General features: G+C 68.9%; 21 protein-coding genes. 9 read left to right on the top strand and 12 right to left on the bottom strand.

Translation table 11 applies throughout. From position 1 onward, the window contains the following. The 8 genes from ACWC5C_RS40785 to dnaA form a co-directional block, all read right to left on the bottom strand. On the bottom strand, positions 1–196 hold a 196-nt coding region (locus tag ACWC5C_RS40785), incomplete at its 3' end, for a hypothetical protein (RefSeq protein ID WP_450884196.1). A gap of 274 nt (positions 197–470) precedes the next feature. Further along, the gene (gene gyrA, locus ACWC5C_RS40780) at positions 471–3,083 is read right to left on the bottom strand and encodes a DNA gyrase subunit A (RefSeq protein ID WP_450884194.1); all 2,613 of its coding nucleotides are present in this window, start codon (positions 3,081–3,083) and stop codon (positions 471–473) included. 44 nt (positions 3,084–3,127) lie between these two features. After that, positions 3,128–5,158: a DNA topoisomerase (ATP-hydrolyzing) subunit B gene (gyrB, locus tag ACWC5C_RS40775; RefSeq protein ID WP_450884192.1), complete on the bottom strand. Its 2,031-nt coding sequence runs from the start codon at positions 5,156–5,158 to the stop codon at positions 3,128–3,130. Positions 5,159–5,533: 375 nt separating this feature from the next. Then, positions 5,534–6,058: a DUF721 domain-containing protein gene (locus ACWC5C_RS40770; protein WP_385446047.1), complete on the bottom strand. Its 525-nt coding sequence runs from the start codon at positions 6,056–6,058 to the stop codon at positions 5,534–5,536. Next, positions 6,055–7,209: a DNA replication/repair protein RecF gene (recF, locus tag ACWC5C_RS40765; protein WP_450884190.1), complete on the bottom strand. Its 1,155-nt coding sequence runs from the start codon at positions 7,207–7,209 to the stop codon at positions 6,055–6,057. The genes ACWC5C_RS40770 and recF overlap by 4 nt, the downstream gene beginning before the upstream one ends. A gap of 50 nt (positions 7,210–7,259) precedes the next feature. Continuing rightward, positions 7,260–8,138, bottom strand: a complete 879-nt coding sequence (gene gnd, locus ACWC5C_RS40760; protein ID WP_385446049.1) for a phosphogluconate dehydrogenase (NAD(+)-dependent, decarboxylating) — start codon at positions 8,136–8,138, stop codon at positions 7,260–7,262. Positions 8,139–8,250: 112 nt separating this feature from the next. Continuing rightward, complete coding sequence (dnaN, locus tag ACWC5C_RS40755) at positions 8,251–9,381, bottom strand: DNA polymerase III subunit beta (RefSeq protein ID WP_450884187.1); 1,131 nt, start codon at positions 9,379–9,381, stop codon at positions 8,251–8,253. 861 nt (positions 9,382–10,242) lie between these two features. Then, the gene (dnaA, locus tag ACWC5C_RS40750; protein ID WP_450884185.1) at positions 10,243–12,177 is read right to left on the bottom strand and encodes a chromosomal replication initiator protein DnaA; all 1,935 of its coding nucleotides are present in this window, start codon (positions 12,175–12,177) and stop codon (positions 10,243–10,245) included. Between the two features lie 433 nt (positions 12,178–12,610). Here dnaA and rpmH point away from each other — a divergent pair, with 433 nt between their 5' ends. The 9 genes from rpmH to ACWC5C_RS40705 all read left to right on the top strand — a co-directional run bounded on the left by rpmH (position 12,611) and on the right by ACWC5C_RS40705 (position 19,390). Beyond that, a complete protein-coding gene (gene rpmH / locus ACWC5C_RS40745) occupies positions 12,611–12,748 on the top strand; it encodes a 50S ribosomal protein L34 (protein ID WP_006348049.1) in 138 nt (45 codons plus the stop codon). A 24-nt stretch (positions 12,749–12,772) separates the two neighbouring features. Then, positions 12,773–13,156: a ribonuclease P protein component gene (gene rnpA / locus ACWC5C_RS40740; protein ID WP_009716484.1), complete on the top strand. Its 384-nt coding sequence runs from the start codon at positions 12,773–12,775 to the stop codon at positions 13,154–13,156. Beyond that, positions 13,153–13,470, top strand: a complete 318-nt coding sequence (gene yidD / locus ACWC5C_RS40735) for a membrane protein insertion efficiency factor YidD (RefSeq protein ID WP_385446052.1) — start codon at positions 13,153–13,155, stop codon at positions 13,468–13,470. Before rnpA ends, yidD begins: the two co-directional genes overlap by 4 nt. Positions 13,471–13,473: 3 nt before the next feature. Further along, positions 13,474–14,613 (top strand): membrane protein insertase YidC, encoded by a 1,140-nt coding sequence (gene yidC / locus ACWC5C_RS40730; protein ID WP_385446053.1) that lies wholly within the window; start codon positions 13,474–13,476, stop codon positions 14,611–14,613. A 15-nt stretch (positions 14,614–14,628) separates the two neighbouring features. Beyond that, a complete protein-coding gene (locus ACWC5C_RS40725) occupies positions 14,629–15,138 on the top strand; it encodes a Jag family protein (RefSeq protein ID WP_385446054.1) in 510 nt (169 codons plus the stop codon). Between the two features lie 114 nt (positions 15,139–15,252). Beyond that, entirely contained in the window at positions 15,253–15,966 is a 714-nt protein-coding gene (gene rsmG, locus ACWC5C_RS40720) for a 16S rRNA (guanine(527)-N(7))-methyltransferase RsmG (protein WP_385446055.1), read from the top strand. Between the two features lie 247 nt (positions 15,967–16,213). After that, the gene (locus tag ACWC5C_RS40715; protein WP_385446056.1) at positions 16,214–17,308 is read left to right on the top strand and encodes a ParA family protein; all 1,095 of its coding nucleotides are present in this window, start codon (positions 16,214–16,216) and stop codon (positions 17,306–17,308) included. Beyond that, on the top strand, positions 17,305–18,450 hold the full coding sequence (locus ACWC5C_RS40710) for a ParB/RepB/Spo0J family partition protein (RefSeq protein ID WP_450884181.1): 1,146 nt from the start codon (positions 17,305–17,307) through the stop codon (positions 18,448–18,450). Before ACWC5C_RS40715 ends, ACWC5C_RS40710 begins: the two co-directional genes overlap by 4 nt. A gap of 322 nt (positions 18,451–18,772) precedes the next feature. Beyond that, positions 18,773–19,390: a GNAT family N-acetyltransferase gene (locus ACWC5C_RS40705; protein ID WP_009716491.1), complete on the top strand. Its 618-nt coding sequence runs from the start codon at positions 18,773–18,775 to the stop codon at positions 19,388–19,390. A 108-nt stretch (positions 19,391–19,498) separates the two neighbouring features. Here the strand turns inward: ACWC5C_RS40705 and trxA are convergent, their stop codons facing one another. The 4 genes from trxA to sigM form a co-directional block, all read right to left on the bottom strand. Beyond that, the gene (gene trxA / locus ACWC5C_RS40700) at positions 19,499–19,828 is read right to left on the bottom strand and encodes a thioredoxin (RefSeq protein WP_009716492.1); all 330 of its coding nucleotides are present in this window, start codon (positions 19,826–19,828) and stop codon (positions 19,499–19,501) included. A 41-nt stretch (positions 19,829–19,869) separates the two neighbouring features. Continuing rightward, a complete protein-coding gene (gene trxB / locus ACWC5C_RS40695) occupies positions 19,870–20,823 on the bottom strand; it encodes a thioredoxin-disulfide reductase (RefSeq protein ID WP_450884178.1) in 954 nt (317 codons plus the stop codon). Positions 20,824–20,977: 154 nt separating this feature from the next. Beyond that, complete coding sequence (locus ACWC5C_RS40690) at positions 20,978–21,946, bottom strand: hypothetical protein (protein ID WP_450884176.1); 969 nt, start codon at positions 21,944–21,946, stop codon at positions 20,978–20,980. Beyond that, positions 21,943–22,632: an RNA polymerase sigma factor SigM gene (gene sigM / locus ACWC5C_RS40685; RefSeq protein ID WP_009716495.1), complete on the bottom strand. Its 690-nt coding sequence runs from the start codon at positions 22,630–22,632 to the stop codon at positions 21,943–21,945. Before sigM ends, ACWC5C_RS40690 begins: the two co-directional genes overlap by 4 nt. Positions 22,633–22,647 lie beyond the last annotated feature (15 nt).

Here is a 22,647-nt window from a genome sequence, read left to right as displayed (position 1 = left end):
TGTCGAAGATGACGCTGGCGTCCTCACCCGGATAGGTGAACCGCATGACCGCCGCGTGGTCGGTGGGCGCGATGTCGGCCTTGAGGCCGTTCTCGCGACGCGCCCGCAGCGCCCGCCGCGCCGCCGCCGGGCGGCGGCGCGTAGGCCTGCGGCGGGTGGTACGGCCGCTCGGGCTGCGGCTGGGCGGCCCGCTCACTGGGCAGCGGGCTCGACGTACGCCGCTCGGACTGCGACTCGGCCTGCGGCGCGGGCTGCGACTCAGGCTGGGGGTCCGACGCGGGCACGGGACGCAGCTTCCGGGTCTCCGTCACCGTGCCCCCGTGGGAGTCGGCGCCCCCCTGGGAATCGGAGGCGGGGCCACGGGCGTCTTTCCTGGCGGACGTGCCGCCCGCGGAGGACGGGGGCTTCGATCCCGGACGCCCCTCGGCTCCCGTGCCGCCACCCGCTCCGCCCGTGGCTCCACTCACGACTTACTCCTCGGTCGTCTCATCGGCCGGGGGCGGCGTGCCCCCGGCCGCCTCGGACGCGGCCTCCTCGGCTGCCTCGATCGCGGTCTCGATGACGTCCTCGACCTCTTCAGCCTCACGACCGGCCTCGGCGTTCCGGGCGATGCCGACGACGGCATCGCGCTTGCCCAGGTTGATCAGTTGGACGCCCATGGTGTCACGGCCCGTCTCCCTGACCTCGCTGACCCGTGTACGGATCACACCGCCCCCGAGCGTGATGGCGAGGATCTCGTCGCTCTCCTCGACCACCAGCGCTCCGACCAGCGAACCCCGGTCCTCCACGATCTTGGCGGCCTTGATTCCGAGGCCGCCGCGACCCTGGACGCGGTACTCGTCGACGTTCGAACGCTTCGCGTACCCACCGTCGGTGGCGGTGAACACGAACGTACCGGGCCGGACGACATTCATCGAGAGCAGCTCGTCGTCCTCGCGGAAGCTCATGCCCTTCACGCCCGAGGTCGCGCGCCCCATCGGCCGCAACGAGTCATCGGTCGCCGTGAACCTGATCGACTGCGCCTTCTTGCTGATCAGCAGCAGATCGTCCTCGGCGGAGACCAGCTCGGCGCCGATCAGTTCGTCCTCGCGGCCGTCGTCCATCTCCCGGAGGTTGATGGCGATCACACCGCCGGAGCGCGGCGAATCGTAATCCTTCAGTGGTGTCTTCTTCACCAGACCCGACTTGGTGGCCAGCACCAGGTACGGCACCGCCTCGTAGTCCCGGATCGCCAGAATCCGGGCGATCTGCTCGTCCGGCTGGAACGCCAGCAGATTCGCGACGTGCTGACCGCGCGCCTCGCGGCCCGCGTCCGGGAGTTCGTACGCCTTGGCCCGGTAGACCCGGCCCTTGTTGGTGAAGAACAGCAGCCAGTGGTGGGTGGTCGAGACGAAGAAGTGGTCGACGATGTCGTCCTGCTTCAGCTTCGTCCCGCGCACGCCCTTGCCGCCGCGCTTCTGCGAGCGGTAGTCCTCGGTCTTGGTGCGCTTCAGATAGCCGCCACGGGTGATCGTGACGACGATGTCCTCCTCGGCGATCAGGTCCTCGATGGACATGTCGCCGTCGAAGGGGACCAGCTTGGAACGCCGGTCGTCGCCGAACTTCTCGACGACCGCGGTCAGCTCCTCGCTGATGATCTGCCGCTGCCGCTCGGGCGAGGCGAGGATCGCGTTGTACTCGTTGATCTTCGCCTGCAGCTCGTCGTGCTCCTGGATGATCTTCTGACGCTCCAGGGCGGCCAGCCGCCGCAGCTGCATCTCCAGGATCGCGTTCGCCTGGATCTCGTCGATCTCCAGCAGCCCCATCAGGCCGCCGCGCGCGGTGTCGACCGTGTCGCTGCGCCGGATCAGCGCGATGACCTCGTCGATCGCGTCCAGCGCCTTGAGCAGGCCGCGCAGGATGTGCGCCCGCTCCTCGGCCTTGCGCAGCCGGTAGCGGGTCCGGCGGACGATGACCTCGACCTGGTGGGTGACCCAGTTGCGGATGAACGCGTCCAGCGACAGGGTCCGCGGCACGCCGTCGACCAGCGCCAGCATGTTGGCGCCGAAGTTCGTCTGCAGATCGGTGTGCTTGTAGAGGTTGTTGAGGACGACCTTGGCGACCGAGTCCCGCTTGAGCACGATGACCAGGCGCTGGCCGGTCCGCGACGAGGTCTCGTCGCGGACGTCCGCGATGCCGCCGATCCGGCCGTCCTTCACCAGGTCGGCGATCTTCTGCGCCAGGTTGTCCGGGTTGACCTGGTACGGCAGCTCGGTGACCACCAGGCACTGACGGCCCTGGATCTCCTCGACCTCGACGACCGCTCGCATCGTGATCGAGCCACGCCCGGTGCGGTACGCCTCCTCGATGCCCTTGCGGCCCACGACCAGCGCGCCGGTCGGGAAGTCCGGGCCCTTGATGCGGTCGATCAGGGCCTCGAGCAGCTCCTCCTGGGTGGCCTCCGGGTTCGCCAGGAACCACTGGGCGCCCTCGGCGACCTCGCGCAGATTGTGCGGCGGGATGTTGGTGGCCATGCCCACCGCGATGCCCGCCGAGCCGTTGACCAGCAGGTTCGGGAAGCGGGCCGGCAGGACCGTCGGCTCCTGGTTACGGCCGTCGTAGTTGTCCTGGAAATCGACGGTCTCCTCGTCGATGTCCCGGAGCATCTCCATGGCCAGCGGCGCCATCTTGCACTCGGTGTACCGCATGGCCGCCGCGGGGTCGTTGCCCGGGGAGCCGAAGTTGCCGTTGGAGTCGACCAGCGGCATGCGCATGGACCACGACTGGGCCAGCCGCACGAGGGCGTCGTAGATGGACGAGTCACCGTGCGGGTGGTACGTGCCCATCACGTCGCCGACGACGCGGGCGCACTTGTAGAAGCCCTTCTCGGGCCGGTATCCGCCGTCGTACATCGCGTACAGCACGCGCCGGTGCACCGGCTTGAGGCCGTCCCGGACGTCGGGCAGCGCACGGCTCACGATGACGCTCATCGCGTAGTCGAGGTACGAGCGCTGCATCTCGGTCTCGAGGCCGACCGCCTCGATGCGCATGGCGGCGCCGTCGGCGAGTTCGTCGGGCGTGGTGGGGTTGTTCTCGTCGGCCATTGCTGGTCAAGTCCTTCTGTCGTCTGCGGCTGCGGGTGGCCGACTCAGATGTCGAGGAAGCGGACATCCTTGGCGTTGCGCTGGATAAACGAACGCCGGGCCTCGACGTCCTCGCCCATCAGGACCGAGAACAGGTCGTCGGCCTGCGCCGCGTCGTCCAGCGTGACCTGGCCGAGGACCCGGCTGTCGAGGTCCATGGTGGTCACGCGCAGCTCCTCGGCGTTCATCTCGCCCAGACCCTTGAAGCGCTGCACCGAGTCGTCCTTGATGCGCTTGCCCTGCTCGCGGCCGGCCTGGATCAGGGCGTCCCGCTCCCGGTCCGAGTACGCGTACTCGAAGTCGTCCCGGCCCCACTTGATCTTGTAGAGCGGCGGGCGGGAGAGGAAGACGTGCCCGGCCTCGACGAGCGGACGCATGAAGCGGAAGAGGAACGTCAGCAGCAGGGTGTTGATGTGCTGGCCGTCGACGTCGGCGTCCGCCATCAGGATGATCTTGTGATAGCGGAGCTTGGCGATGTCGAAGTCCTCGTGCACACCGGTGCCGAAGGCCGAGATCAGCGCCTGGACCTCGTTGTTCTGGAGGATCTTGTCGACCCGGGCCTTCTCGACGTTGAGGATCTTGCCTCGGATCGGAAGGATCGCCTGGTACTGCGGGTCACGGCCGGACTTGGCCGAACCGCCGGCGGAGTCACCCTCGACGATGAAGATCTCGCACTTCGACGGGTCGTTGGACTGGCAGTCGCTCAGCTTGCCCGGCAGCGACGCGGTCTCCAGCAGCCCCTTGCGGCGGGTCAGGTCGCGCGCCTTGCGGGCCGCCACCCGGGCCGTCGCCGCCTGGATCCCCTTGCGGATGATGTCCGCCGCCTCGTTGGGGTTCCGGTCCAGCCAGTCGGTCAGGTGCTCGTTGACGATCTTCTGGACGAAGGTCTTCGCCTCGGTGTTGCCCAGCTTCGTCTTCGTCTGACCCTCGAACTGCGGCTCGCCCAGCTTGACCGAGATGATCGCGGTCAGGCCCTCGCGGATGTCCTCACCGGTGAGGTTGTCGTCCTTCTCGCGGAGCAGCTTCTTGTCGCGCGCGTACTTGTTGATCAGGTACGTCAGCGCTGCCCGGAAGCCCTCCTCGTGCGTACCGCCCTCATGGGTGTGGATGGTGTTCGCGAAGCTGTAGACACCCTCGGAGTACTGGGTGTTCCACTGCATCGCGATCTCGAGGGAGAGCAGCCGCTCCTTGTCCTCGGCCTCGAAGCCGATCACCGTGGGGTGAACCAGCTCGCCCTTGCGGGAGTTGAGGTACGTGACGAAGTCGACGATGCCGCCCTCGTAGTGGTACTTCACGGAGAGCGGGTTGCCCTCCTCGTCCACATGGGCCTCGCGCTCGTCCCGCAGCGAGATCGACAGCCCCTTGTTCAGGAACGCCATCTCCTGGAAACGCCGGGACAGCGTCTCGAACGAGTACTCGGTGGTCTCGAAGATGTCCCCGTCGGCCCAGAAGGTGACCGTCGTACCGGTCTCGTCCGTGGCCTCGTTCCGGGCCAGGGGCGCGGTCGGCACGCCGGTCTTGTAGTCCTGGGTCCAGCGGTAGCCGTCGCACTTGACCTCGACCGAGACCTTCGACGACAGGGCGTTGACGACGGAGACGCCGACGCCGTGCAGACCACCGGAGACGGCGTAGCCGCCGCCGCCGAACTTGCCGCCCGCGTGCAGGACGGTGAGCACGACCTCCACGGCCGGCTTCCCCTCCGAGGGGACGATGCCCACCGGGATCCCACGGCCGTTGTCGATGACGCGGACGCCGCCGTCGGGAAGGATCGTGACGTCGATGGTGTCCGCGTGACCGGCCATGGCCTCGTCGACGGAGTTGTCGACGACTTCCTGGACCAGGTGGTGCAGGCCGCGCTCACCGGTGGAACCGATGTACATACCGGGTCGCTTGCGGACCGCGTCCAGCCCCTCCAGGACGGTGATCGCACCGGCGTCGTACGACGGCGGTGCCAGGGCCTCGCCGCCGGGGATGGACGTGATGTTTTCGATGGGGTTGCCGGAATCGGCCACGAAGCGCCCTTTCTGGCACAGCACATGCCGTCTCCGGGCAGGCAGGAGCGGCTGCGTCGTTCAACATGTGTCCGCAAGCGCTCGGTGCGCCAGCGGCGACGGTGTACTCGCTCAGTCTACCGGTAGCGCCGACAAGAATGGGGGCTTGCTGGTGCCTGAGTCCGCATGTGCCGCCCTGAACCGGTCGGCGGCGACTCCCCATATGCGGGGACGGGCTCCAAGAGGCTCACACCGCCACTCAGCGCTTCGAGCTGTCAACCACCGGCTACCGTGACCGGGGTCTCAGCCGTCACCCTGTGCTCAGGCGTCCATACAGGCCCTGAGGGCGGGTCCGGACGGGGTCCGGGAGCGGGCCGGACAGGCTTCCGGGGACGGATCCGTACGGGCCCCGGGCGACCGTCAGCCGTAGGTGTCGCCCGGGCCGGTGCTGCCGGGGGAGCGCAGCGGGCCGTAGCGCCGGGGCGGGCCGCCCGGGCCCAGCACCTTGATCAACCGCACCGTGCCCTGCCCGAGATCGGCGTTGAGCCGGGCCACCAGCTGCGGTGCGAGCAGCCGCAGCTGGGTCGCCCACGCCGTGGAGTCGCAGCGCACCGTCAACACCCGGGCATCCTCGTCGTACCGCTGCGGCTCACAGTGCTGGGCGACCTCCGGGCCGACCATCTGCGGCCAGCGGCCCATCACCCCGCCGACCGCCGCCGGGGCCTCCCAGCCCCGCTCGGTGATCAGCCGGTTGATCGCCGCACCCAGCGGGAGCGGATCGCGTCCATCGGCGCGCGCGCCGGAGCGCAAGCCCCCTCGACGCGCCTGCTTCTTCTGCTGAGCGGCCGCGCCACGGGCCCGCGCCTGCTCCTTGGCGGCGCGCAGCGCGACCCGTGCCAGATCGACTCCCGAGGGCTCGGGGGTCTTCGGGGCCTGGTCCGTCATACCCGCCGCACCTCCCCCTCGGCCACCGCGTAGCGCACGCCCGCCAGCACCTCCGGGACGTCCTCCTCCACGGCCGCCGTGACCAGCACCTGCTCCCCGGGGGCGACCAGCTCGGCCAGCCGCTCCCGGCGCCGGGTGTCCAGCTCGGCGAAGACGTCGTCGAGCACCAGCACCGGTTCGGCGCCCTCCGCGCGCAGCAGGTCGTACGAGGCCAGCCGCAGCGCGAGGGCGTACGACCAGGACTCGCCATGGCTCGCGTAGCCCTTGGCCGGAAGCCGCCCGAGCTTGAGGACGAGGTCGTCCCGGTGCGGTCCCACCAGCGTGACGCCGCGCTCGATCTCCTGTTTGCGCGCGTCGGCCAGGGCGGCCATCAGCCGCTCGTACAGCTCCTCGCGGCTGCCGGCCGCGGTCAGGTCCTCACCGGCCGAACCGCGGTACTCCAGCAGGACCGGGCCACCGCCCGGGGCCAGTTGCTCGTACGCCTTGTCGGCGAGCGGCCGCAGCACGCCGATCAGATCGAAGCGCTGGGCGAGCAGCTCGGCGCCGGTCCGGGCCAGGTGCTGGTCCCAGACGTCGAGGGTGGACAGCGCCGCGTCGCCACCGCTGCCGCCGCTGCCGCCGCGCGAGCCGTGCCGCCGGGCCAACGCGGCGGTCTTCAGCAGGCTGTTGCGCTGCTTGAGCACCCGGTCGTAGTCCGAGCGGACCCCGGCCATGCGCGGCGCACGCGCCGTGATCAGCTCGTCGAGGAAGCGGCGGCGCTCACCGGGGTCGCCCTTGACCAGGGCCAGGTCCTCGGGCGCGAACAGCACCGTGCGCAGGATGCCGAGCACATCACGCGGTTTGACCTGCGAGGACCGGTTGATGCGGGCGCGGTTGGCCTTGCCGGGGTTCAGCTCCAGCTCGATCAGCTGCTGCCGGTCCCCCTGGACCACCGCGGCCCGGACGACCGCCCGCTCGGCGCCCATGCGCACCATCGGGGCGTCCGAGGAGACGCGGTGACTGCCGAGCGTGGCGAGATAGCCGACGGCCTCGACCAGATTGGTCTTGCCCTGGCCATTGGGCCCGACGAAGGCGGTGACGCCCGGGCCCAGGGCGACCTCGGCCCGGGCGTACGAGCGGAAGTCGGCGAGCGACAGATGCGTGACATGCATGATGGGCTGCGCCGACCTCCCCCGGCAGTACTACACCCTTGAGGTGCTGCTTACTTGGTGTTCTCGACCGCGTGACCGCCGAACTGATTGCGCAGCGCGGCGACCATCTTCATCTGCGGGGAGTCGTCCTGACGCGAGGCGAAGCGGGCGAACAGGGACGCCGTGATCGCGGGCAGCGGCACCGCGTTGTCGATAGCGGCCTCCACGGTCCAGCGGCCCTCGCCCGAGTCCTCGGCGTATCCGCGCAGCCTGGTCAGGTGCTCGTCGTCGTCCAGTGCGCGGACGGCCAGGTCCAGCAGCCAGGAGCGGATGACGGTGCCCTCCTGCCAGGAACGGAACACCTCGCGGACGTCGGTGACCGAGTCCACGGCCTCCAGCAGCTCCCAGCCCTCGGCATAGGCCTGCATCATCGCGTACTCGATGCCGTTGTGGACCATCTTGGCGAAGTGGCCCGCGCCGACCTTGCCCGCGTGGACGGCCCCGGCGCTTCCCTCGGGCTTGAGCGCGTCGAAGACCGGCTGGACCTTGGCGACATGCTCGGCCGCACCGCCGTACATCAGCGCATAGCCGTTCTCCAGGCCCCAGACCCCGCCGGAGACACCGCAGTCGACGAAGCCGATGCCCTTGGCACCCAGCTCCTCGGCGTGCTTCTCGTCGTCCGTCCAGCGGGAGTTGCCCCCGTCCACGACGATGTCGCCGGGCGACAGGAGTTCGGCCAGCTCGTCGATGGTGGTCTGGGTCGCGACACCGGCGGGAACCATGATCCACACCACGCGCGGGCCCTTGAGCTCGCTCACCAGCTCACCGAGGCTGTGCACATCGGCGACGTCCGGGTTGCGGTCGTATCCGATAACGGTGTGGCCTGCGCGGCGAATGCGCTCGCGCATGTTGCCGCCCATCTTGCCGAGGCCGACGAGACCGAGCTCCATCAATGATCCTTATGCCGTAGTCAGTGCGGTTCGTACCTGGGACCGAGCCTACGCCCGCGAGTGTCCGCACAGATGTTGGCTACACCCGCTCATCCGCTCGGTCTTCGGCACCTCAGCCGCTCAGCCGGACCGGCATGATCAGGTACTTGTACGCCTCGTCCGCCTCGGCGTCCATGGCGGGCTTGCCACTGAGCAGAGCGGGCTTCGTCGACGTGGTGAAGGACAGCTGGGCGACCGGGGAGTCGATCGCGCTGAGCCCGTCGAGCAGGAACGTCGGGTTGAAGGCGATGGAGACGTCGTCACCGTCGAGCTGGGCGTCGACGCGCTCCACAGCCTGTGCGTCGTCGCTGGAACCGGCCTCCAGGATCAGCACGCCCTGCTCGAAGCTGAGCCGCACCGGCGTGTTCCGCTCGGCGACCAGGGCCACACGCTTGACGGCCTCCACGAAGGGCGCGGTCTCGATCACCGCGACGGAGTTGAACTCGGTCGGGAAGAGGGAGCGGTACTTCGGCAGGTCACCCTCGAGCAGCCGGGTGGTCGTACGGCGCCCGGCGCCCTCGAAGCCGATCAGCCCCTCGCCCGCGCCCGAGCCGGACAGCGCCAGGGCGACCGTGTCACCGCTGGTCAGCGACTTGGCGGTGTCGAGCAGCGTCTTGGCGGGGACCAGGGCGACGGCGGAGATGTCCGGCGTCTCCGGCTTCCACAGGAACTCGCGGACCGCGAACCGGTAGCGGTCGGTGGAGGCCAGCGTGACGGTGTCGCCCTCGATCTCGATCCGCACACCGGTGAGCACCGGCAGGGTGTCGTCCCGGCCGGCCGCGATGGCGACCTGGGCGGCGGCGGCGGCGAAGACCTCACCGGGGACGGTGCCGGTCGCGGTCGGCATCTGCGGCAGCGCCGGGTACTCCTCCACAGGCAGTGTGTGAAGGGTGAAGCGCGACGAGCCGCAGATGACGGTCACGCGCACACCGTCGGTGGAGATCTCCACAGGGCGATTGGGGAGAGCGCGGCAGATGTCGGCGAGAAGGCGGCCGGAGACCAGGACCGTGCCGTCGTCCTCCACGTCGGCTTCGACGGAGACGCGGGCCGAGACCTCGTAGTCGAAGCCGGAGAGGCTCAGAGCGCCTTCCTCCGCCTTCAGCAGGATGCCCGCGAGGACGGGCACCGGCGGACGGGCCGGGAGGCTGCGGGCTGTCCAGGCCACTGCCTCCGCGAGTACATCGCGCTCCACCCGGATCTTCACCGGAAACCGCCTCCTGCTGTTGCTGGCTCGCCCTGCTGGCCTTCGTCGTCGGCTGTTGTGCCGGAGACCAGTCTGACGCACGGCGCTGACAGTCGGCGCGGCTCGGGGTCAAGTCGGTGCGAGACGTGTCGGGCGGCCCGGCCCGAAGTTGTGCACAGGCCCCACTTCGAAGCGATTTCCCTGCTCTAACTCTGTGGTCGTAGTAGTAGGGCCTGTGGAAACCGTGGATAACTGCCTTTGTGCAGGTCAGCACCGCTTTTTTGTCCACCGACCCTGTGGGCGGCGCCGGTGGACAACTCACGCGTTCTGTGGACGCCGGAAAGTTCTGCACACGCGATGCACAGGAGTGGGCCGGTTCTCCCCAGCGGCGTCCCCAGTTTTACCCACCTTCCCCACAGCCCAACCCGGCTCCTCGGTGTGACGCCTTTCACTCGGTCCGGTGAGGGTGACCATTTCGTTGCCGAACAGTGGACAGGCGTGTGGAGGAGCTGTGGGTAACCCCCTTGTGCCTGTGGGCGGCCGGTGGACAACTCGAAGCACGGCCTGTGGGCAATCTCGTCGTCCACAGTCTGTGGACTGAGGTTTGCCACAATTCCACAACCGCCTGACCTCCACTGATCCCATCCTGCACCCCAAGCCTGTGGACGGATTCGGGACAACCGAGAAGTCCCCAAGGTGTGGACGGCGCATTCGCCGCTGATCTGTGGAGAACTCGCCTGTCAGGGCATGGAATCGAACAGCTGGGGAGAGCGAACGACGAAGGGCGCCCCGGGAGTTGTCCGTCCCGGAGCGCCCTTGTACGTCTCTGCGGTGTGTCACGGGGCCGCGTGGCGCCCGTCGCCGACCGGCTCTGCGGTCCGCTCAGCCGTTCTTGATGCGGTTGGTCAGCTCGGTGACCTGGTTGTAGATGGAGCGCCGCTCGGCCATCAGAGCCCGGATCTTGCGGTCCGCGTGCATCACGGTCGTATGGTCCCGGCCGCCGAACTGCGCGCCGATCTTGGGCAGGGAGAGATCCGTCAGCTCACGGCACAGATACATCGCGATCTGCCGCGCCGTGACCAGCACCCGGCTGCGGGAGGCGCCGCACAGGTCGTCCACCGTGTGCCCGAAGTAGTCGGCGGTGGCGGCCATGATCGCGGTGGCGGTGATCTCCGGGGCCGCGTCCTCGCCGCCGGGGATCAGATCCTTGAGGACGATCTCGGTGAGGCCGAGGTCCACCGGCTGCCGGTTCAGGCTCGCGAAGGCCGTGACCCGGATCAGCGCGCCCTCCAGCTCCCGGATGTTGCGGGAGATCCGGGAGGCGATGAACTCCAGCACCTCGGGCGGCGCGTTCAGCTGCTCCTGCACCGCCTTCTTGCGGAGGATCGCGATCCGCGTCTCCAGCTCCGGCGGCTGCACATCGGTGATCAGCCCCCACTCGAAGCGGTTGCGGAGCCGGTCCTCCAGGGTGACCAGCTGCTTGGGCGGCCGGTCGGAGGAGAGCACGATCTGCTTGTTGGCGTTGTGGAGCGTATTGAAGGTGTGGAAGAACTCCTCCTGCGTCGACTCCTTGCTCGCCAGGAACTGGATGTCGTCGACCAGCAGGATGTCCATGTCGCGGTAGCGCTTGCGGAACGCGTCCGCCTTGCCGTCGCGGATGGAGTTGATGAACTCGTTGGTGAACTCCTCGGAGCTCACGTAGCGCACCCGGGTGCCGGGATAGAGGCTGCGGGCGTAGTGCCCGATGGCGTGCAGCAGATGGGTCTTGCCGAGCCCCGACTCCCCGTAGATGAACAGCGGGTTGTACGCCTTGGCCGGGGCCTCGGCGACCGCGACCGCCGCGGCGTGCGCGAAGCGGTTGGAGGCACCGATGACGAAGGTGTCGAAGAGGTACTTGGGATTCAGCCGGGCGGTCGGCTCACCGGGGCCGGACGCGGGCGCGGGCTGCGCGGCGAGCGGGCCGGGGGCGCCGGTCTGCGAGGGCAGGACGGGCGGTCCGCCGCGGCCGCGCTCCAGCGGGTCGGGGAGATCATGGCGCTGCTGCTCGTACGGCGGCCGCTCGGGTGCGCCGCCGTGGCCGCCCGGTCCGCCGTGGCCCCCATGACCGCCATGACCGCCATGACCACCGGAACCGCCCGGTCCGGGGCGCTCCGGTCCGGGGCCCCGGTAGTCGCCCCGCGGCTGCTGGTCGTACGGCTGCTGGTCGTAGCCGGACGAGGAGCGCTGCTGTGACGCGTACGGATCGGCCTCGGGGAAACCGCCGAGCCGGGGCTGCTGCCAGCCGTAGTCGTCATGGGGCCGCTGCCAGGCGGCGGGCTCGGGGCGCTGCTGCTGATAGCCGGGGTACGCGGGGCGGGCGGTCGGCAGCTCGTCGGGCGCCTGGCGGCCGTAGCCGTCGCGGCTCTCGTAGCTCTCGTACCCGTCGCGACCGTCGCGGTTCTCGTATCCCTCGCGGCGGTTCTCGTATCCGTCGCGGCTGTCGCGGCTGTCGCGGCTGTCGCGCTGCGACTGCTGCGGGATGATCGGCTCACCCGCCGACTCGTCGACGGTGATCGCGATGCGGATCGGGCGGCCGCACTCCCGGCTCAGCGTTTCGCTGACGATCGGGGCCAGCCTGCCCTCCAGCACGCCCTTGGCGAACTCATTGGGGACGGCGAGCAGGGCGGTGTCGGCGACGAGGGCGAGGGGCTGGCACCGTTTGATCCAGTGCTCGTCCTTGGCTTCGACGCCCTGCCCTCCCTGACCCGTGCCTTCTCCCAGAAGCCGTTCCAGCACGCGTGGCCACACTGCGGCAAGATCGGCAGGTACGTCAGCCACAGGGCACGCTCTCTCACTCGCTGGGTGGGGGACGCCGACATGTCCCACCAAAGGTGGTTCTCGGGACGGGTGGGAAGGAATCGGAGCCCGGCCACGGTAGTCAGGCCGGGGTACAGGGTTCAAGTCGTTGTCCACAGGGTGTGTACAAATGTGCCATGTGATGTCGCCGGTCGTTCCCTTGCCCCACGGGCGGATGGAGCGGTGCGCGGTGCGGGCCGTCTGTCGGTTTGACCGGATGGCGTAACCGCGCGTACCGTAACCAGGTCGAGTTGTCGATGGCTGCTGCCGCCTGCCTCCGATGGGCAAGGGTCACGGACTTCATGATCCGTGATCGTGAAGCGGTGCACTCGGGCGTATTGCGAGCTACTCGTGGGCGCACGGTGACAGCCAGGCGATGTACCGCCACTACCCGATTCATTTCTGGAGCCCCCGAGTGAGCAAGCGCACCTTCCAGCCGAACAACCGTCGTCGCGCGAAGACCCACGGCTTCCGGCTGCGTATGCGGACCCGTGCCGGCCGCGCGATTCTCGCGTCCCGCCGTAGCAAGGGTCGCGCCAGCCTGTCGGCCTGAGCAGCCTGACCCAAGGTCCATGACGTGCTGCCTACCGAGCATCGGCTGAGGCGGCGCCAGGACTTCGCCGCCGCGGTACGACGCGGACGCAGGGCTGGTCGCCCGCTTCTCGTCGTGCACTTTCGCAGCGGCCTCACCAGCAAAAACACGGACCCGCACGCACCTGGGGAGAGTGCTCCCCCGGCGCGTGCGGGTTTCGTCGTCAGCAAGGCGGTCGGCGGTGCCGTCGTCCGCAACCTGGTGAAGCGCAGACTGCGCCATCTCATGCGGGACCGTCTCGATCATTTTCCCGCAGGTAGCCTTGTGGTCGTACGGGCGCTGCCCGGTGCGGGTGAGGCGGGTCACGACCAGCTGGCCCGCGACCTCGACACCGCAGTGCAGCGGCTACTGGGAGGGGTGCCGCGATGAAGTACCCGCTGCTGTGGTTGATCAAGCTGTACCAGTGGACCATCAGCCCCATGTTGGGACCGGTCTGCAGGTACTACCCGTCGTGCTCACACTATGGCCACACGGCCATTGACCGGCACGGCGCGGTGAAAGGAACGGCGCTGACGGCGTGGCGCATCCTGCGCTGCAACCCGTGGTCGCCCGGTGGCGTCGACCATGTGCCGCCCCGGAAGCATCCGGTGTGGCACCAGCGGCTGCGGAACCGCTTCGGCGGGCACTCCGCTGTGGAGCCTGCCGCACAGCCCGAGACCCAGCCCAACGCCCAAGGAGCCTGATTCGTGGACACGATCCTCGGTCCTCTTTATGACGTAGTTTCCTGGATCATCGTCCAGTTCCACTCGTTCTACAGCCTTCTTTTTGACCGGAACAGTGGCTGGGCGTGGGGTCTGTCCATCGTTTCGCTGGTGGTGCTGATCCGCATCTGCCTGATCCCGCTCTTCGTGAAGCAGATCAAGGCGACGCGGAACATGCAGGCGCTCCAGCCGAAGATGAAGGCGATCCAGGAGCGCTACAAGAGCGACAAGCAGCGCCAGTCCGAAGAGATGATGAAGCTCTACAAGGAGACGGGCACCAACCCGCTCTCGAGCTGTCTCCCGATTCTGGCGCAGTCGCCGTTCTTCATCGCGCTCTACCAGGTCCTCAACCACATCGCGAACAACAAGACGGTCGGCGTCATCGACCAGTCGCTGTTGGACAGCGCCCGTAACGCGCACATCTTCGGCGCTCCCCTGTCCGTGAAGTTCATGGACTCCGCTTCGAAGGTCGAGTCCCTCGGAGCGTCGCTGACGGACGTCCGCATCGTGACGATCACCATGATCGTGCTGATGTCGGCGTCGCAGTTCTTCACCCAGCGCCAGCTGATGACCAAGAACGTCGACCTCACGGTGAAGACGCCGTTCATGCAGCAGCAGAAGATGCTGATGTACGTCTTCCCGATCATGTTCGCCGTCTTCGGCATCAACTTCCCCGTCGGTGTCCTCGTCTACTGGCTGACCACCAACGTCTGGACCCTCGGCCAGCAGATGTTCGTCATCCGCCGTAACCCCACCCCGGGCAGCGTCGCCTTCGAGGCCCGCCAGGAGCGGCTGCGGGCCAAGGGCAAGCTGAAGGAGGAGCCGGCCGAGGTCGCCGCCAAGGAGGCCGCCGAGACGGCCCGTGCCAACCGCCAGCAGCCCAAGCGGCAGACCAAGTCGAAGCGCACCACCGCGGGCGGCCACGGCCACAGCAAGGCGACGGCGCAGTCGGAATCCACGGCGAAGGTGACCAAGTCCGACCAGGAGCCGACGCAGCAGAGCGCGGCGGAGAAGAAGGGCTCGCAGGGCGGCAAGCCGGCCGGCGGCTCGGCCTCCGGCTCCCGGAACACGAAGTCCGGGCAGCGCAAGGGCCAGCAGCGGCCCAAGCACCCGTCCAAGAAGTAACGAAGGAGTCCATCCGTGACGGAAGGCACCACCCCCGCCGCCGAGGGTGTCGACACCCTGACCCGCCTCGAACAGGAAGGGGAGATCGCGGCCGACTACCTCGAAGGTCTGCTGGACATCGCGGACCTCGACGGTGACATCGACATGGACGTCGAGGCCGACCGCGCAGCGGTGTCGATCATCAGCGAATCGACCAGCCGTGACTTGCAGAAGCTGGTCGGCCGTGACGGTGAGGTGCTGGAGGCCCTTCAGGAGCTGACCCGGCTCGCGGTGCACCGGGAGACCGGTGACCGGAGCCGGCTGATGCTCGACATCGCCGGATACCGGGCCCGTAAGCGTGCCGAGCTGACCGAGCTGGGCACCAAGGCCGCGGAAGACGCGAAGGGCTCCGGCGAGCCGGTGAAGCTCAAGGCGATGACGCCGTTCGAGCGCAAGGTCGTACATGACGCGGTGGCCGCCGCCGGACTGCACAGCGAGTCCGAGGGCGAGGAGCCCCAGCGCTGTGTGGTCGTACTCCCGGCCTGACCAGGCCCCGGCCTCATGGTCTCCCCGGCCCCGTCTGTGCGCAGACGGGGCCGAATCTTGTCAGCCTTACATCAGCATCGTTCAGACAGTGCTCGGTACGGAAGGACGGTCCCCGTGACGGAAGCAGCGGAGCTCCCCCCGGCGCCCGAGGAGGCTCGGGATGTATTCGGTGAGTGCTTCCCGGAGGCTGTTCGGTATGGCGAGCTGCTGGCCGATGTGGGCGTGACCCGCGGGCTGATCGGCCCGCGCGAGGTGCCGCGGCTGTGGGAGCGGCATCTACTGAACTGCGCCGTGCTCTCCGAGGTGGTGCCCGAGGGCGTCACCGTGTGCGATGTGGGCTCGGGCGCCGGTCTCCCCGGCATTCCGCTGGCCCTGACCCGCCCGGATCTGCGGATCACTCTGCTGGAGCCGCTGCTGCGCCGTACGAACTTCCTTCGGGAAGTGGTGGAGCTACTGGGCCTGGAGCATGTCACGGTCGTGCGCGGCCGGGCCGAGGAGGTCCTGGGGAAGCTTCCTCCGGTGCATGTGGTCACGGCCCGAGCGGTGGCCCCGCTGGACCGGCTGGCCGGCTGGGGGGTGCCGCTGCTGCGGCCGTACGGGGAGATGCTGCTGCTGAAGGGCGACACGGCCGAGGAGGAGCTGAAGCATGCCCGCGCGGCGCTGAGCAAGCTCGGCGTGGTGGACACCTCGGTGCTGCACGTCGGCGAGGGCGTCGTGGATCCGCTGTCCACCGTGGTGCGGGTCGAGGTCGGGGAGAGCCCCGGTGGTGTGAGGTTCGCCGCGAAGCGTGCCAAGGCGGCGCGGAAGGCGCCGCGACGTCGCCCCTGAGCCCCTGGCGTAGGCCGACCGGCCTGACGGGGTGCTCCATACAAGCTGCCTAAACTACGCATACCGGAGTGTCGCGACGGAACAACGGGCCTGCCCGTGCATCGTGTTTCACGTGAAACGTCGCTCCCTGCTGCATGGAATCATCAGTCGCGGTCGTGCGGCGGCTCTGCCCCGCGACCGTCGCCCCCGTAAAGATGTGGATTCATCCACAGGAGGACGGGCCTCGCTGGTTCACAACCCCCAAAGCATGGCAGGCTCTGTGCATCGCGAGCCTGATGTCGAGGAGAGTGAATCCTTGCGGTCCGACGCCAACATCGCGGGGCCGATGACCGATCCGGTCCCCGGCCCCCGTACCGAATCGGCGGGGGAGGACGTTTCACGTGAAACTCCGCCCCCGATGGACGACACCCCAATTGGCCGTTCCGCTCAACTGGCGGTGGAAGCGCTTGGCCGGGCTGGTGAGGGACTGCCCAGGCCGGAGCAGACCCGGGTGATGGTGGTCGCCAACCAGAAGGGCGGGGTCGGGAAGACCACGACCACGGTCAATCTGGCGGCGTCTCTCGCCCTGCACGGTGGACGAGTCCTCGTGATCGACCTCGACCCGCAGGGCAACGCCTCGACGGCGCTGGGGATCGACCACCACGCCGAAGTCCCCTCGATCTACGACGTCCTGGTCGACAGCAAGCCGCTGTCCGATGTGGTGCAGCCGGTGCCGGACGTGGAGGGGCTGTTCTGCGCCCCGGCCACGATCGACCTCGCCGGTGCCGAGATCGAGCTGGTCTCCCTGGTGGCGAGAGAGAGCCGCCTGGAGCGAGCCATCCAGGCCTACGAACAGCCACTGGACTACATCCTCATCGATTGTCCGCCCTCCCTCGGGCTGCTGACGGTCAATGCGCTGGTCGCCGGGGCGGAAGTGCTGATCCCGATCCAGTGTGAGTACTACGCTCTGGAGGGGCTCGGGCAGCTCCTGCGGAACGTCGATCTGGTGCGGGGTCATCTCAACCCCAAGCTCCATGTTTCGACGATCCTGCTCACGATGTACGACGGCCGGACCCGGCTGGCCTCCCAGGTGGCGGACGAGGTCCGCAGCCACTTCGGCGGCGAGGTGCTCCGGACGAGCATCCCGAGATCGGTGCGCATCTCCGAGGCCCCCAGCTATGGGCAGACGGTCCTCACCTATGACCCGGGATCGAGCGGTGCGCTCTCCTATCTTGAGGCGGCCCGGGAGATCGCGCTCCGTGGGGTGAACGTGCAGTACGACCCCCAGCACGCTCATGCCTTGCCCATGCCCGAGATCAGCCAGCACGACCAGCACAGCATGCAGCAGGAGGGGATTCAGTGAGTGAGCGACGCAGAGGACTGGGCCGTGGGCTCGGTGCTTTGATCCCTCCCGCGCCGAAGGGGACCGACAACGCCGGGACCGCGACGGGCGGGGGGACGGCCACGGCCTCAGGGGCCAGCACCTCACCGACCGCGGTCCCGGTGCTCACCCAGGAGCGCGGGGTGGCGGCGGCCAAGGTGGCCGGTCTGGCCGCACAGAGCGTTCCACGTGAAACCGAGCCGCCCGCCCCGCCGGAGAATGAGCCCGAGGCCGCGCCTCCGGCCCCGGTGGACGAGGTGGCCGGGGCGCACTTCGCCGAGCTGCCGCTCGACTTCATCACGCCCAACCCCCGTCAGCCGCGTGAGGTGTTCGACGAGGACGCCCTGGCCGAGCTGGTCACCTCGATCCAGGAGGTCGGCCTCCTCCAGCCGGTCGTGGTGCGGCAGCTGGCGCCGGAGCGCTATGAGCTCATCATGGGCGAGCGGCGCTGGCGGGCCTGCCGTGAGGCGGGGCTGGAGAAGATTCCCGCGATCGTCCGGGCCACCGACGACGAGAAGCTTCTGCTCGACGCGCTGCTGGAGAACCTGCACCGGGCACAGCTCAATCCGCTCGAAGAGGCGGCGGCGTACGACCAGTTGCTGAAGGACTTCAACTGCACGCATGACGAGCTGGCGGACCGGATTGGGCGTTCGCGTCCGCAGGTCTCCAACACGCTGCGGCTGTTGAAGCTCTCTCCCTCCGTCCAGCGCAGGGTCGCGGCGGGCGTGCTCTCCGCAGGCCATGCCCGGGCCCTGCTCTCCGTGGATGACTCGGAGGAACAGGACCGGCTGGCGCATCGCATCGTCGCCGAGGGGCTGTCGGTGCGGGCGGTCGAAGAGATCGTCACCCTCATGGGGTCGCGGTCGGGCGGTGCTCCCAAGGGGAAGGGACCACGGGCCGGTGCCCGGGTGTCCCCCGCGCTCACGGATCTGGCGTCCCGGCTGTCGGACCGCTTCGAGACGCGGGTGAAGGTCGACCTTGGTCAGAAGAAGGGAAAGATCGTCGTCGAGTTCGCCTCGATAGACGATCTGGAGCGGATCCTCGGCTCCCTGGCGCCGGGCGAGGGACCGGTGCTGGAGCAGCCGCTGTCCGCCGAGGACAAGGCGGAGGACGAGGACGAATGAGGCGCTGACCCCGCGGTCCGGCCGTGGGGAAGCACCTGGGGGCGGGTCGTGTTCCGATGCCATCGGAACACGACCCGCTCTTTTCGCGAGGGCGGTATCGGTGCAATCTCCGCACGGATACGATGCGATCAGGTAGGGCGGATCCATGGGAGGCACCTCATGTGGAGGGCAGGGCCATGCGATCGGTGAGCCGCACCGGACTGGTGGCCACAGGGTTGGGCCTGGGCGCTGTCGGCGGTTTCGTCGGTAGTCTGATCAGGGAGCGTAGTGCGCTGTCAGCCGCCCGTGCCGCGGGTGGCCACGGAAGTGAGGGACTGGCTTCATGGGGCGTCGGCTTGTACCGCTCACGCTGGACAACCTCCCGGACATCCCCAAGCGCTGTCGCGCGTGTGTCTTCTGGGAGCTCGACCCAGTCAGCGGCGAGGCTGCGGTAAGGGCCGGGCGTCCGGAGCTGGAGAAGGAAGCCTGGATCTCGGCCGTTCTGCTGGAGTGGGGATCCTGCGGCCGCGTGGTCTACGTCGATGAGGTGCCGGTGGGCTTCGTGCTCTACGCGCCGCCCGCGTATGTGCCGCGCTCCACGGCCTTTCCGACGAGCCCGGTCGCGGCGGATGCCGTGCAGCTGATGACCGCCTGGCTCATGCCGGGATACCAGGGGCAGGGGCTGGGCCGGGTGATGGTGCAGACCGTCGCGAAGGATCTGATCCGCCGGGGCTTCAAGGCGATCGAGGCGTTCGGGGACGCCACCTGGAAGGAACCGGCGTGTGTGCTGCCCGCCGATCACCTCCTCGCGGTGGGCTTCAAGACCGTGCGGCCGCATCCGCGGTATCCCCGGCTGAGGCTTGAGCTGAGGACGACGATCTCCTGGAAGGAGGACGTCGAGCTGGCGCTGGACCGGCTGCTCGGTGCGGTTCAGAAGGAACCGGCGCTCCGCCCCCTCTGAGCGTTCCCCGCTGACCGTTCCCCACTGACCCTTCCTCGCTGAGGGTTCCACGTGAAACACGAAGGGGCTGCCCTCTCGGGCAGCCCCTTCGTCGGTGTGGGTGAAGGCTCAGCCGATGAAGTCGGCCAGGTCGCGCTCGATCGCGGCCTTCGGCTTGGCGCCGACGATGGTCTTGGCGACCTCGCCGCCCTGGTAGACGTTGAGCGTCGGAATGGACATCACGCCGTACTTGGCGGCAGTGGCCGGGTTCTCGTCAATGTTGAGCTTCGCGATGACGATCTTGTCGGCGTGCTCGGCGGCGATGGCCTCCAGGGAGGGGGCGATCTGACGGCACGGACCGCACCACGCGGCCCAGAAGTCGACGAGTACCGGCTTGTCGCTCTTGAGGACGGTCTCCTCGAAGTCGGCGTCTGTCACGGTGACCGTGGCACCGGCCATGGCTAATCTCCTTAATCGTTGGTGCAGGGAAGGAAGCGGGATCAGACGGTGGCGTCTTCGCCGTCGCCCAGGGAGGCCAGGAAGCGCTCGGCGTCCAGGGCGGCCGCACAGCCGGTGCCGGCGGCGGTGATCGCCTGACGGTAGGTGTGGTCCACGACATCACCCGCGGCGAAGACACCCGGCAGGTTCGTGCGGGTGGAGGGCGACTCCACCTTCAGGTAGCCCTCGTCGTCCAGGTGCAGCTGGCCCTTGAACAGCTCGGTCCGCGGGTCATGGCCGATCGCGATGAACAGGCCCGTGACCGGCAGCTCGGAGGTCTCGTCCTTCTTGATGTCGCGCAGGGTCAGGCTGGCGAGCTTGCCGTCGCCGTGGATCTCCGTGACCTCGCTGTCCCAGATGAACGAGATCTTCGGGTCGGCGAAGGCACGCTCCTGCATCGCCTTGCTGGCCCGCAGCGAGTCCCGGCGGTGGACCACGGTGACCGACTTGGCGAACCGCGACAGGAAGGTCGCTTCCTCCATCGCGGTGTCACCGCCGCCGATGACGGCGATGTCCTGGTCCTTGAAGAAGAACCCGTCACAGGTGGCACACCAGGAGACGCCACGGCCCGAAAGCTCGTCCTCACGGGCCAGCCCCAGCTTGCGGTGCTGGGAGCCGGTGCTGACGATGATGGTCTTCGCGCGGTGCACCGTCCCGGCGGAGTCGGTGACGGTCTTGATGTCCTCGCTGAGGTCGACCGCGGCCACATCGTCCGGGACCAGCTCGGCGCCGAAGCGCTCGGCCTGCCCCCGCATGTTGTCCATCAGGTCAGGGCCCATGATGCCCTCACGGAAGCCGGGGAAGTTCTCCACGTCGGTGGTGTTCATCAGGGCACCACCGGCGGTCACGGATCCCTCGAAGACCAGCGGCTTCAAGGAAGCACGGGCGGTGTAGAGCGCGGCCGTATAGCCCGCGGGCCCGGAACCGATGATGATCACGTTGCGGACGTCGCTCACGGATGTCTTCCTTGTCTCTGCCGACTGCCGACTGCTGACTGGGCGACGGCGCATTCCCCGGGCTTCCGGAGAACCGCTGCCATCCCACCCAACGGATCCTACGGGTCCCGCATTCCCGCGTGCTGCCAGGCGGGCCGTGGTTGTGGGCTGTGCCTCAGCCTCGCGGATACGTACGGGTCACCAGAAGCTTCCCGGGACTGGAGTGGGAAGCGGAGACACAGGAGGCGTCGATCACGAAGGCTTCGACGAGCGAGCTGTCGGAGCGGTGCGGCAGGACGACGATGTAGGCCGTCTTGCCGTCGTAGGTGTCCTGCTGCGCGGCGAGAACGGGCTGGGACCGACCGGTCCCGCGCTGGACGCAGGAAGGAACCACCGGGTCGTTCGCGCGCAGTGGCATATCCGGAGTGTTCTGGGTGGTGACTCCGCGCGACGGGGTGGTCTTCCGCTCGGCGAGCATCTCCTGCACGCGGCCCTTGAGTGCCCCGGCGGAGAGGCCGGCCTTCGCCGTGGAGCTGGGGTCCGCGTGGGCCGTGGTGCCGGGGCCACCGTTGTCGTGATCCGAGCCACCCGGGAAGAAGAGGGTGCCGACGCCGATGACGGCGGCGGCGCACGCGCTGCCGAGCAGCACCTTGGGCCAGCGCCGGGCGCGGCCTCCACGGGCGCCTGCGGCCGCGCGGGGCGTGGCCTTGCGTCCCGGTCCGGTGGCGGCGCGCGGGCGCCCTGCGGGGCGGTCCACGGCCGGGGAGGGCCTCCCCTCCGTCACGGGGTCTGCGGGGTCGGCCGCGGGCTCGGTTTCACGTGAAACATGCTCGGTGGACGCGGGCGCTTCGGTTTCACGTGAAACCGAAGCGCGGTCACCGGGGGCGGTCGCGTCGAGGAGGGCCTCGGCTGCGAGTGCGGCGTCGATCCGGCCCGCGATGTCGTCGGGCATCCGCACCGGCCCCGGGAGGGTGCCCAGCGTCGAGCGGATCTCGTCCAGGGACGTCTGTACATCGGCACACAGCCCGCAGGTGGCGAGGTGAGTGCGCACATCGACGGTGCGGGACGGAGAGAGCAGTCCCTCGGTGAGTGCGGAGATCTCCGCGACTTCCGGGTGCTCGTCCGTGTCCGTCGAGGATGTCACGCTCGCCCACCTCCGCCCTTCACGGCATCTGTGTCAGTCGGTCCTGCCGCTGGTGGGACGGATGTCCCCTGCGACCGGTTCCTTCCCCCGCCGGAGGGGACGCTACCCCTTCCATTGGGATGGAGATGCGACAGCAGTGGGAGCAGCCGGGCGCGTCCCCGCGCGCAGCGGCTTTTCACGGTGCCGGTGGGGACATCCAGGACCTTCGCGGCCTCCGCCACGGGATAGCCCTGCATGTCGACCAGCACCAGGGCGGCACGCTGCTCGGGCGGCAGGGTGCGCAGCGCCCCCAGCAGCTCGCGATGGAGATCGCCGCGCTCGGCGGGCGCGGCGGCCGACTCATGGGGTTCCAGGAGCTGCTCGAGCCGCTCGGTGTCGTCGACGGGGGAGGTGCGACGGGAGGCGGCCTTGCGGGCCCGGTCCAGACACGCGTTGACCGTGATGCGGTGGAGCCAGGTCGTCACGGCGGACTGGCCCCGGAAGGTGTGCGCGGCGCGGTAGGCGGAGACGAGCGCGTCCTGGACCGCGTCGGCGGCCTCCTCCCGGTCGCCGAGGGTGCGCAACGCCACCGCCCAGAGTCTGTCGCGGTGGCGTCGCACGATTTCACCGAAGGCATGCGGATCGCCGGCCACGTGCTGAGCAAGGAGCTCGCCGTCGCTTGCTCCGCCGATGGTGGCGTCGTCCAACGTTGAGCCCCCTCC

Source organism: Streptomyces sp. NPDC001700, from assembly GCF_053596435.1.
Note: the sequence above shows the minus strand (reverse complement) of the source record. Positions and strands in the feature narration are given on the sequence as shown.

What these genes read in the sequence shown, in the direction of transcription:
- ACWC5C_RS40705 (WP_009716491.1), top strand. Translation starts at nt 18,773, where the DNA reads ATGGGGCGTCGGCTTGTACCGCTCACGCTGGACAACCTCCCGGACATC.
- gyrA (WP_450884194.1), bottom strand. Translation starts at nt 3,083, where the DNA reads ATGGCCGACGAGAACAACCCCACCACGCCCGACGAACTCGCCGACGGC.
- trxA (WP_009716492.1), bottom strand. Translation starts at nt 19,828, where the DNA reads ATGGCCGGTGCCACGGTCACCGTGACAGACGCCGACTTCGAGGAGACC.
- recF (WP_450884190.1), bottom strand. Translation starts at nt 7,209, where the DNA reads ATGCATGTCACGCATCTGTCGCTCGCCGACTTCCGCTCGTACGCCCGG.
- ACWC5C_RS40770 (WP_385446047.1), bottom strand. Translation starts at nt 6,058, where the DNA reads ATGACGGACCAGGCCCCGAAGACCCCCGAGCCCTCGGGAGTCGATCTG.
- yidD (WP_385446052.1), top strand. Translation starts at nt 13,153, where the DNA reads ATGAAGTACCCGCTGCTGTGGTTGATCAAGCTGTACCAGTGGACCATC.
- ACWC5C_RS40715 (WP_385446056.1), top strand. Translation starts at nt 16,214, where the DNA reads ATGGCAGGCTCTGTGCATCGCGAGCCTGATGTCGAGGAGAGTGAATCC.
- gnd (WP_385446049.1), bottom strand. Translation starts at nt 8,138, where the DNA reads ATGGAGCTCGGTCTCGTCGGCCTCGGCAAGATGGGCGGCAACATGCGC.